This is a genomic window from Mesorhizobium sp. M7A.F.Ca.CA.002.09.1.1 (assembly GCF_003998555.1).
Classification (GTDB): Bacteria; Pseudomonadota; Alphaproteobacteria; order Rhizobiales; family Rhizobiaceae; genus Mesorhizobium; species Mesorhizobium ciceri.
The window spans coordinates 1-10,526 of the sequence record NZ_RZRR01000080.1 but is presented as its reverse complement, the minus strand read 5'-3'; the positions used below and the strand labels follow the sequence as shown (position 1 = coordinate 10,526).

The window sequence follows — 10,526 nt, the reverse complement described above, 5'->3', positions numbered from 1 at the left end:
GTCCTTCCTTTCCTCTCCTCTTTTTCCTCTCTTCTCTTCTTTCTTCTCCCTCCGTTCCTCCCCCCTCTCCTCTCCTCCTCTTTTCCTCCTCTCTTCCTCTCCTTCCTCTTTCTCCTCTCTCTTCTCTCCTCTCCTTCCTTTTTTCTTCCCTCTCCCCTTCCTCCCTCTCTCCCCTCTCCCTTTCCATTTCTTCTTCCTCTTCATCTTCTATCATGCTACGGATGGCGAGCGTGACTTCGGTCTCGGCTGCCGGCAGCACCTTGAAGGTGACGTCGGTGAAGACGGCCAGCGTGCCCCAGCTGTTGGCCATCAGCTTCGACATGTCATAGCCGGTGACGTTCTTGACCACGCGACCGCCCGACTTGAAGGCCTCGCCACGACCGGACACCACATTGATGCCCAGGACATGGTCGCGCGCGGCCCCCGCCTTGAGCCGGCGCGGACCGGAGAGGTTAGCGCCGAGCACACCGCCGATCGTACCTTTGCCCGGTTCGCCACCAAGCAGCGGGCCGTAATCCATCGGCTCGAAAGCGAGCTGCTGGCCGTTTTCCGCCAGCAGTTTTTCGATCTCGGCCAACGGTGTGCCTGCCTTGGCCGACAGCACCAGTTCAGCCGGTTCATAGAGCGTGACGTCAGATAATTTCGACAGGTCGAGCGTGTGTTCGGTTTGCAGCGGCCGGCCGATGCCACGCTTGGAGCCATGGCCAAGGAGTTCGAGCGGCGCCTCTTCCGCCACGGCCCAGGCTATGGTGGAGAGGACTTCGGATGGGGTGGTCGGGGTGAAGGTGGTCATGAAGAGACCGCGCCAGATGCGAGTTCGGATATGCCGAGTTCCCTGGCGCCCCCCTCTGTCCTGCCGGACATCTCCCCCTCAAGGGGGGAGATCAGATGTCGCATATGGCTTCGCCAATCTTCAATGATGACGGAAGGGCGAGGCGCGCAAGCTGCCAATCTCCCCCCTTGAGGGGGAGATGTCCGGCAGGACAGAGGGGGGTGTTCACGCGCCGTCATCACCCTCAAAACCTCGGAATGTCCGGAAACGCCACCTGCCCGCGGTGCACATGCATCCGCCCAAGCTCGGCGCATCGCCGCAGCTGCGGAAATACTTTTCCCGGGTTGAGCAGATGGTTGGGATCGAAGGCACATTTGACGCGCATCTGCTGGTCGAGATCGATCTGGGTGAACATTTCCGGCATCAGGTCGCGTTTTTCCACGCCCACACCGTGTTCGCCGGTCAAGACGCCGCCGACCTTGACGCAGAGCCGCAATATATCGGCGCCGAAACTTTCGGCCTTGTCGAGTTCGCCCGGTACGTTGGCGTCGTAGAGGATCAGCGGATGCAGATTGCCGTCACCGGCATGAAAGACATTGGCGACGCCGAGACCGTATTTTTCCGACAGCTCGCGCATGCCGGCGAGCACGCGCGGCAGCTCCTTGCGCGGGATGGTGCCGTCCATGCAGTAGTAGTCGGGCGAGATGCGGCCGACGGCCGGAAACGCCGCCTTGCGGCCGGCCCAGAAGCTCAGCCGTTCCTGTTCGGACTGCGAAATGCGGCAGGTGGTCGAGCCGTTCTTGTAGGCGATCGCCTCGACCAGCCCGATCAGATGATCGACCTCGACGCCCGGCCCGTCGAGCTCGACGATCAGCAGCGCCTCGACATCGAGGGGATAGCCGGCATGAACGAAATCTTCCGCCGCATGGATCGCCGGCCGGTCCATCATCTCCATGCCGCCCGGGATGATGCCGGCGCCGATGATGTCGGCAACGCACTGGCCGCCCTGCTCGCTGGTCGGGAAGCCGATCAGCAGTGCACGTGCCGTCTCCGGCTTCTTCAGGATGCGCACGGTGACCTCGGTGACGACGCCGAGCAGCCCTTCGGACCCGGTCATGACGCCGAGCAGGTCGTAGCCTTCCGCATCGAGGTGACTGCCGCCCAGCCGCACCACCTCGCCATTCATCAGCACCATCTCGATGCCGAGCACATTGTTGGCTGTGAGGCCGTATTTCAGGCAGTGCACGCCGCCGGAATTCTCCGCGACATTGCCGCCGATCGAGCAGGCGATCTGGGAGGATGGATCGGGGGCGTAGTAAAAGCCCTCCTGCTCGACGGCGGTGGTGATGCCGAGATTGGTGACGCCCGGCTGGGCAACGACGACGCGATTGGGAAAATCGATCCCGAGGATACGGTTGAAACGGCTCATGACCAGCAGCACCGCGTCCTCGAGCGGCAGCGCCCCGCCCGACAGCGAGGTGCCGGAGCCGCGCGGCACGACGCGGATGTTGCGGTCGTTGCAGTATTTCAGCACGCGCGAAACCTGCGCCACCGTTTGCGGCAGCACGACGACCAGCGGCAGCTGCCGATAGGCGGTCAAGCCGTCGCTCTCGAAGGCGCGCATGGAATTGGCGGCGTCGACGACGCCCTCACCCGGCACGATGATGCGCATGTCGGCGACGATCTCGTCGCGCCGGCGCATCGTGGCATCGTCTGGTTTCGGCATGGCCAGGCCGGACATCAGCAGCCTCATTTCGCTTGACTGGTCAAAATCTTTTACCAGTGAAGCGCGTTGGGTGCAAATCCTGTAATGGCGGCGAATCCAACTTCAAGGCGGAGACAGGCTTACGCAGCGGCAATCTGCCGCTGCTATTCGCCGGGCGGCTTGCCGGGTTCGGAGTGCATCCGGCGCACGCGGCGCACGCCCCACCAGACCAGCAGGATGGCGACAGGCACCGAAGCAGCGGTAATGATCTCCGGCGCGAAGGCATGGCCGAAGATCGAGGCGCCCTTGGCGACATAGCCGACAAGGCCGACCACATAATAGGAGACGGCGGCGACCGAGAGCCCCTCGACGGTCTGCTGCAGGCGCAATTGCAGGCGGGCCCGGTTGTTCATCGAGGCAAGCAGGTCGCGGTTCTGCTTCTCGACCTCGACATCGACCCAGGTGCGCAGCAGCGTCGTGGCGCGGGTCAGTTTTCGCGATAGATTTTCCTGCCGCTCCTCGACCGAGCGGCAGGTGCGCATTGCGGGCGCCACACGGCGCTGCAGGAACCCGCGCCATGTGTCATAGCCGGGCACAGCCTCTTCCTCGAGTGCGTCCAGCCGTTCGCCGACGATGCCGTCATAGGCGCGGCTGGCGCCGAAACGGTAAAGGCTCGACGCCGCGTCCGCCTCCAGCTCCGCCGCAAGTTCGGTCAGATCGGCCAGCAAGGTCTGGCTGTCCCGTGTCCCGGCGACCTTCATTTCCAGCGTGGTCTGCGCCAGCCGGTCTTCGATGCGGCGGGCGCGGCCGGACAAGGTCAACGCCAGCGGCAGGCCGAGCATGGCCAGCGTCCGATAGGTCTCGATGTCGATAAGCCGCTGTGACAACGCGCCGGTGCGCGCCGGGGTCAAGCCGCGATCGAGCAGCAGCATGCGCGTCAGGCCATCGCCATCCTGGCGAAAATCGGTGACGATGGCGGCGTTTCCGCGCTCGACCAGCGAGTAGCACAGGCTGGTCGGATCGAAACCGGCTATCAGTTGCTCGCTTGCTTGCGTCCATTTGCGGATTTCGAGCCTGATGCCGGAGATGCAGGTTCCCGGCGGGGAAAACCCGTTGCCGAAGGGTGAGTCCTCCTGCGTCCTGCCGCTTTCGGAAAGCGGCCCTTCCCACAAATAGGTCGAGAATTCGGTGTGCCGCTCCCAGCGCAGCGAGCCCTTGCCCCATTTCATGGCATGGTGGCGGGCCTGGCGGTCGGGCGCGGCGATGCCGAGGCGCCGCGACAGTTCGGAAAGCACCGCGTGGTCGACGCCGGAGCCGCCCTCCGTCATGAAGGCGAGTTGCATCAGGACGCGTGGCTTTTCGATCAGCGGATGCGGCCGGGCATGAACCTCGCCGAGTGCGCCGGGCCGGCCCTCATGCGCGGGAAAGCCCATGACGCTGCCCTTGGCGCGCGGCTGGAATTCGAGATCGGACGGGTCGTCTGACACGGCTTGTTCCCCGGGGGTTTCCTTGAACCCGCTTGCACTCGCGTCCCTCTAGTGCCAATGGCCTGACGACGCAAACGGCAAAGTTAGCCGAAGATCACGGGATCGGGCGGGAAATCGGCCTGCTTTTTGTCAATTGGATAAATAATTTGACCAGTTGGCGAGGCAGGCTCTATTCTGCGGCACCGGTTCACCTTCCAGGCATTCTGTTGAGCGACATTTTTTCCAGGATCGAGCATTCGCGCACCGCCGACGAGGTGGTGCAGCAGATCGAGAGCCTCATCCTCGAAGGCGTGCTGCGCACCGGCGACCGGCTGCCGGGCGAGCGCGAGCTTGCACGCCAGTTCGACGTATCGCGGCCGATCCTGCGTGACGCCCTGAAGGCACTGGAAGGACGCGGCCTTTTGACGACAAGGCCCGGCGGCGGCACGCATGTCGCCGATGTCATCGGCCAGCTCTTCACCAAACCGGTGACGGACCTGATCTCGATGCACCGCAAGGCAGTGACCGACTATCTGGAATACCGCCGCGAGATCGAAGGGGTTGCGGCTGAATATGCGGCACGGCGCGCCACCCCAGACGACATGGCGCTGCTCGACAAGATCATGGCACGCATGGACGATGCGCACCGGACCGGCGACTTCGACGACGAGGCCGAGATCGACGTCGAGTTCCACCACGCGATCTGCGAATGCGCACACAACATCATCCTTTTGCACACGCTGCGCTCCTGTTATCGGCTGCTGTCGGAGGGCGTGTTCCAGAACCGGCTGCTGGTGTTCACCGTACCCGGCGCGCGCGACGCCCTGCTCGCGCAGCACCGGGCGATCCATGCGGCGGTGAAGGCCGGCGACCCGGCCACCGCCCGCCAGGCGGCGATGGACCACATCACCTATGTCGAACGGTCGATGGCGGAGGCCGAGCGCAGCGGCGACTGGCAGCGCGTCTCGCGGCTGAGGTTGAAACAGCGCGTTGACGCCACCGATACAGAACCAGCACGCAAACGCTCCTAGCTATCGAAACGGGAAGCCCATGAGCCAGATCCTGACCATCGCCGACCTCAAGGACCTCGCACGCCGGCGTGTGCCGAAGATGTTCTTCGACTATGCCGATTCCGGTTCGTGGACCGAAAGCACGTATCGGGCCAACGAGGAGGATTTCCAGAAGATCAAGTTCCGCCAGCGCGTCCTCGTCGACATGGACAACCGTTCGCTGGCATCGACGATGATCGGCGAAAAAGTGTCTATGCCGGTGGCATTGGCGCCAACCGGCATGACCGGCATGCAGCACGCCAATGGCGAGATGCTGGCGGCGCAGGCGGCGGAGGAATTCGGCGTGCCGTTTACCTTGTCGACGATGAGCATCTGCTCGATCGAGGATGTCGCCTCGGTTACCACGAAGCCGTTCTGGTTTCAGCTCTATGTGCTGCGTGACAAGGATTTCGTGCTCAACCTGATCGACAGGGCAAAGGCGGCGAAATGCTCGGCGCTCGTGCTGACGCTCGACCTGCAGATTCTCGGTCAGCGTCACAAGGACATCCGCAACGGGCTTTCGGCGCCACCCAAGCTGACGCTGACCAACATCGTCGACATGGCCATCCGCCCGCGCTGGTGCGCCGCCATGGCCGGCACCAAGCGGCGGACCTTCCGCAACATTGTCGGCCACGCCAAGGGCGTCGGCAACATGGCCTCGCTGGCATCGTGGACGACGGAGCAGTTCGACCTGCATCTGTCGTGGAAGGACGTCGCCTGGATCAAGGAGCGCTGGGGCGGCAAGCTGATCCTCAAGGGCATTCTCGACAAGGAGGACGCGCTGATGGCGGCCAAGACCGGCGCCGACGCGATCATCGTTTCCAACCATGGCGGGCGCCAGCTCGATGGTGCGTCGTCGTCGATCGGCGTGCTGGAAGAGATTGCCGACGCGGTCGGCGACACGATCGAAGTGCATATGGATGGCGGCATCCGCTCCGGCCAGGATGTCCTGAAGGCGCTTTGCCTCGGTGCCAAGGGAACCTATATCGGCCGGCCGTTTCTTTACGGCCTGGGGGCGCTTGGCAAGGAAGGGGTTACCAAGGCGTTGGAAATCATCCGCAAGGAGATGGACATCACGCTGGCGCTGTGCGGAAAGCGTCTTGTCACCGACATGGGCAAGGACCAGCTCCGGCGCCAGGTCCCGTGACCGCCTGACCACGGAGACACCGAAAAGTTGGCAGAATCCGGCATCCATTTTCTCGACGCGCATGGGCCGGACGGCATCCGTCTCTATGCGATCGGCGACGTCCACGGCCGGCTCGACCTGCTGGCCGCCATGCATCTGCGCATCAGGGCCGAGATCGAGCAGGAGGCGCCTGCCGACTGGCGCGTCATCCATCTTGGCGACTATGTCGACCGCGGGCCGGACTCGAAGGGCGTCATCGATTTCCTGATCGAAGCGCAAGAGCGAGACCCTCGTCACCTGATGCTGGCCGGCAACCACGACATCGGCTTTCTCGATTTTCTCAAGACCCCTGACCCGGAAGGGCTTTTCATCCGGTTCGGCGGCATCCAGACGGCACAGTCTTACGGCGTAACGATCAGTGAAGGCACAAGCGTGTGGTTCGGCAAGGCCGAATCGGCCGTGCGCAGAGGACATCAGGCACTGGTCGAGGCCGTGCCGCAAAGCCACATCGACTTCCTGCGATCGCTGCCGTTTTCCGTGACTTTCGGGGACTTCTTCTTCTGCCATGCCGGCATCAGGCCGGGCATTCCTCTGGAGAAGCAAAACCCGCAGGATCTGATCTGGATCCGCGACGTCTTCCACAACCACCCCGACCTCTATCCGAAGATCGTGGTGCACGGCCACACGCCGGTGCCGGAGGCGGAAGTGATGGCAAACCGCGTCAATGTCGACACGCTTGCCTGGCAATCAGGCATGCTGAGCGCGCTCGTCATCGACGGCGCGGACAAACGCATCCTGACAATGACGATTAAGGAAGCTTGAGCGCCGCGCGTCGGAGGACGCGAAAGACGCTTCCCGCTTTAGCGCAGCGAGGCGGTGACGCCGTAACCGTCGACGGCGTTGTGGTTGTTGGCTGCGTCGGCGGCATAGATGCCGAGACCGCACAGCACGATGGCGGACAACATGGCAAAGGACAGAAGCGCTGCTTTCACGGAGGTCATCTCTTGTTGAGCTTTCTGCATCTGTGCACCAGGCGGTTACCAATGCGTTGAAACGGAGAATTCGCTTCAAAGTTTCGACGATTTTGCGCTTCTAGGCATGTTCTGTATCAACGGTGTGTCGCGCGGGTCACACAAAAGGTTCATAGCCGTTGCACAGAAGATGCAGAGCGCGCGCCTTCTAGGATGGCGGGCGGACACAAGCCAAGAATGAAACCGTTTTCCCCAGGCGGTTTCACCGCCGCGTGCCAATTATGTCACGCTGGAGGGTACGGAGAGACCAACGCTCAGATGGTCGCTACCCAGGCCCGGGCAATGGCGAGGCCAGCGGCATCCGCATCGGGCCCGTTGCGGGCCATTTCGCCATCGAGCTTGCCGGCCCAGTCGGGATGGCGCGCAGCGATGGTCGGGGCAAAGGACGCGCTCCAGTCCTTGACCATCGGCCGGTCGGCCTCGAAATGAAACTGGAAACCGTACACGGCTCGGCCGACGCGAAACGCCTGGTTCTCGGCGACCTCGTTGCCGGCAAGCCGTACGGCGTTTTCGGGCAACACGAAGGTGTCGTCGTGCCATTGGAAGATCGGGAACTTTGCCGGTAGAGCGCCCAGAACCGGATCGGCCTTGGCGTCAGGCGTCAGCGACACGCCGTGCCAACCGAACTCATTGGCGCCGCCGATACGGTTCTCGCCACCAAAGGCACGAGCGACGAGCTGGCTGCCCAGGCAGATGCCGAGCACGGCGCGATCCTTGTCGGCAAAGTCGCGGGTCAGTTCGAGCAGTGCCGGGAAATAGGGATACTCATCGTCGGCCAGCGCATTCTGGCCCCCGCCGAGCACCACCATGGCATCATGCCCGGCCGCGTCATCCGGCAGGGGATCGCCCCTGTAAGGGAGACGCAGGTCGAGATCGGCGCCCGCTCCCGCAAGTGCTGCGCCGACCTGGCCGAGGCCGGTATTGTCGTAGTTCTGGACCACCAGCACCCGCATCGCAAAACCCTGCTGACATGAAAAAGCTGCGACGAGCGATATCATGCCGCTCGCATTGCAGCCAAGATGCGTGTCCGGAGAGAAAACTATGCCACTGCAGAACCGGGTCGATCCGTTCGGCGCCATCCATGCCGTGCCCGATCGCGGCATGTTCACCGGCAATCGCGGCATCATCCACGACCCCGAGACGAAGACGCTCAAGAAAAAGCGCTGGGCGCTTCAAGCCTGGATCATCTGCGTCTGCCAATTCCGAAATGTGCGGCGCGAACCGATGGGCCGCAACAGGAAGGGCGGTAAAGCGGGCTGGACCGAGCTGTTCTTCCTCGACGAGGTGACCGCACTGGCGGCCGGGCATCGCCCCTGCTTCTTTTGCCAGCGCGAACGGGCCAGGGATTTCGTCGGCCGCTTCGGCGAAGCCTTCGGCATCGCCGAACCGCGCGCGCCGATGGTCGACAAGCGGCTGCACAAGGAGCGGCTGGCGTCAGGCGGCAAGCCGCCGGTGATTGCGGTTGAAGACCTTGCCGGCCTGCCGGACGGCGTCGTGGTTGCGGATGGCGGCACTGTTTATGCCCTGCGTAGCGGCAAGGCACTGCGCTGGTCCTTTGCGGGATATGAGCACCCCAACGATTTCGACATGCTCAAAAGCAAGACACTCTCGCTACTGACGCCGGCCACGACGCTCTGCGTGCTGCGGCACGGCTTTCGGCCGGTGTGGCATCCGACCGCCGAGGCTTGACGCCGGCGGCCGGCTCGCTCATTCCTCGGCGATGCGCGCCAATTACAAAATGCAACGTCTGTTCGTGACCGACGATCTCGCGCCGGACATCGAATTCGAGGCCGGCCAACAGCAGAGCCACTATCTCCTGCATGTGCTGCGGCTTGGCGAAGGCGCCGAAATCCTGGTGTTCAATGGCCGCGACGGCGAGTGGTCGGCGGCCATATCGGCGAAGACGAAAAGGGCGGTGCGGCTGAAGGTGTCGGCGCTGCAGCGGCCGCAGCCGCCTCTGCCCGATCTCGTCTACTGCTTTGCGCCGCTGAAGCAGGGCCGGCTCGATTATCTCGTGCAGAAGGCGGTCGAGATGGGCGCCGGCATCCTGCAGCCGGTCATTACCCAGCACACGCAAGTGGCCAAGCCGTCGATCGATCGCCTGCGCGCCAATGTCGTCGAAGCCGCCGAGCAATGCGGCATCCTGGCGGTGCCTCAGGTGCGCGAAGCCGAAAAATTCGACCGCCTGTTGACCGGCTGGGACACAGAGCGACGGCTGATCTTCTGCGACGAGGATGCTTCGACCAACAATCCGCTGGCCGCGCTGCAGGCGGTCAAGGAAAAGAAGCTTGGGCTGCTGGTCGGGCCGGAGGGTGGCTTTTCCGACGACGAGCGCAAGATGCTGCGCGCCCTGCCCTTCGTCACCGCCATTCCGCTCGGCCCGCGTATCCTGCGCGCCGATACGGCGGCGGTGGCCGCATTCGCGGTGATGCAGGCAACGGTCGGAGACTGGTGAGACGTCATCCCTTGCAAGGGACGCAGAGTTCCAGCAACGTTCAATTCCTGTTGACCTGTGGCTCAGGATTTTTCGCTTGATCGTCTGCTGACATTTCGTCCATTTACCGCCGGCGGTCATCCGGCCGCCTCTGAGGGTACCATCATGGCGCGCGATACGACCGATTTCCGCCCGATCGAAGGTGTCGACGAACTCGTCGAGCACCTGGCCGAAGGCAACAAGCCGCGCGACAAATGGCGCATCGGCACCGAGCACGAGAAATTCCCCTTCTATGTCGACGGCAATGCACCGGTCCCCTATGGCGGCGAGCGCGGCATCCGCGCCATCCTCGAAGGCATGCAGGAAAAGCTCGGCTGGGACCCGATCGTCGATGACGGCCGCATCATCGGCCTGGTCGAACCGACCGGCCAGGGGGCGATTTCGCTGGAACCCGGCGGCCAGTTCGAGCTTTCCGGCGCACCGCTGGAGACGATCCACCAGACCTGCCGCGAGGGCAACGCCCATCTGGCGCAGGTGCGCGAGATCGCCGAGCCGATGGGCATCCGCTTCCTCGGCCTCGGCGGCAGCCCGAAATGGTCGCTTGCCGAGACGCCGAAAATGCCGAAATCGCGCTACGAGATCATGACGCGCTACATGCCCAAGGTCGGCACCAAGGGCCTCGACATGATGTACCGCACCTGCACGATCCAGGTGAATCTCGACTTCGAGAGCGAGGCCGACATGCGCCGCAAGATGCAGGTGTCGTTGAAGCTGCAGCCGCTGTCGACGGCCTTGTTCGCCAATTCGCCTTTCACCGAAAGCCACCCGAACGGCTTGCAGAGCTGGCGCGGCGACATTTGGCGTGACACCGACAACCAGCGCTCGGGCCTGCTCGAATTCTGCTTCTCGCCCGATTTCGGTTTCGCCGACTATGTCGAATGGG

General features: G+C 63.4%; 11 protein-coding genes. 6 read left to right on the top strand and 5 right to left on the bottom strand.

Going from position 1 to position 10,526, the window contains the following annotated elements:
- The 3 genes from EN994_RS06025 to EN994_RS06010 form a co-directional block, all read right to left on the bottom strand.
- Positions 1-793 (bottom strand): FAD-binding protein (locus tag EN994_RS06025; protein ID WP_245465990.1); only part of this gene is annotated, 793 nt, incomplete at its 3' end.
- A gap of 223 nt (positions 794-1,016) precedes the next feature.
- Entirely contained in the window at positions 1,017-2,513 is a 1,497-nt protein-coding gene (locus EN994_RS06015) for an FAD-linked oxidase C-terminal domain-containing protein (RefSeq protein WP_013530350.1), read from the bottom strand.
- Positions 2,514-2,641: 128 nt separating this feature from the next.
- On the bottom strand, positions 2,642-3,964 hold the full coding sequence (locus EN994_RS06010) for a DUF3422 family protein (RefSeq protein ID WP_013530349.1): 1,323 nt from the start codon (positions 3,962-3,964) through the stop codon (positions 2,642-2,644).
- Between the two features lie 206 nt (positions 3,965-4,170).
- On the opposite strand from EN994_RS06010, the gene EN994_RS06005 reads away from it, so the two are divergent.
- From EN994_RS06005 to EN994_RS05995, 3 genes are read left to right on the top strand one after another with little or no spacing between them, the layout of a single operon-like run.
- Positions 4,171-4,974 carry an FCD domain-containing protein gene (locus EN994_RS06005; protein ID WP_032808722.1) on the top strand — a complete coding sequence of 268 codons (804 nt, stop codon included), beginning with the start codon at positions 4,171-4,173 and terminating at the stop codon, positions 4,972-4,974.
- A gap of 19 nt (positions 4,975-4,993) precedes the next feature.
- Positions 4,994-6,139 (top strand): alpha-hydroxy acid oxidase, encoded by a 1,146-nt coding sequence (locus EN994_RS06000; protein WP_013530347.1) that lies wholly within the window; start codon positions 4,994-4,996, stop codon positions 6,137-6,139.
- 27 nt (positions 6,140-6,166) lie between these two features.
- On the top strand, positions 6,167-6,940 hold the full coding sequence (locus EN994_RS05995; protein WP_063170129.1) for a metallophosphoesterase: 774 nt from the start codon (positions 6,167-6,169) through the stop codon (positions 6,938-6,940).
- 38 nt (positions 6,941-6,978) lie between these two features.
- On the opposite strand, the gene EN994_RS36690 is transcribed toward EN994_RS05995, so the two are convergent.
- Both EN994_RS36690 and EN994_RS05985 read right to left on the bottom strand, forming a co-directional pair.
- A complete protein-coding gene (locus EN994_RS36690) occupies positions 6,979-7,110 on the bottom strand; it encodes a hypothetical protein (RefSeq protein ID WP_013893872.1) in 132 nt (43 codons plus the stop codon).
- Positions 7,111-7,403: 293 nt separating this feature from the next.
- Complete coding sequence (locus EN994_RS05985; RefSeq protein ID WP_127307434.1) at positions 7,404-8,102, bottom strand: type 1 glutamine amidotransferase; 699 nt, start codon at positions 8,100-8,102, stop codon at positions 7,404-7,406.
- Positions 8,103-8,190: 88 nt separating this feature from the next.
- On the opposite strand from EN994_RS05985, the gene EN994_RS05980 reads away from it, so the two are divergent.
- From EN994_RS05980 to EN994_RS05970, 3 genes are all read left to right on the top strand, one after another.
- Positions 8,191-8,838: a hypothetical protein gene (locus EN994_RS05980; RefSeq protein WP_063170128.1), complete on the top strand. Its 648-nt coding sequence runs from the start codon at positions 8,191-8,193 to the stop codon at positions 8,836-8,838.
- Positions 8,839-8,869: 31 nt separating this feature from the next.
- Positions 8,870-9,604, top strand: a complete 735-nt coding sequence (locus tag EN994_RS05975) for a 16S rRNA (uracil(1498)-N(3))-methyltransferase (protein WP_013530342.1) — start codon at positions 8,870-8,872, stop codon at positions 9,602-9,604.
- Between the two features lie 144 nt (positions 9,605-9,748).
- The coding region (locus EN994_RS05970) for a glutamate-cysteine ligase family protein (protein WP_245465989.1) at positions 9,749-10,526 on the top strand (778 nt) is incomplete at its 3' end.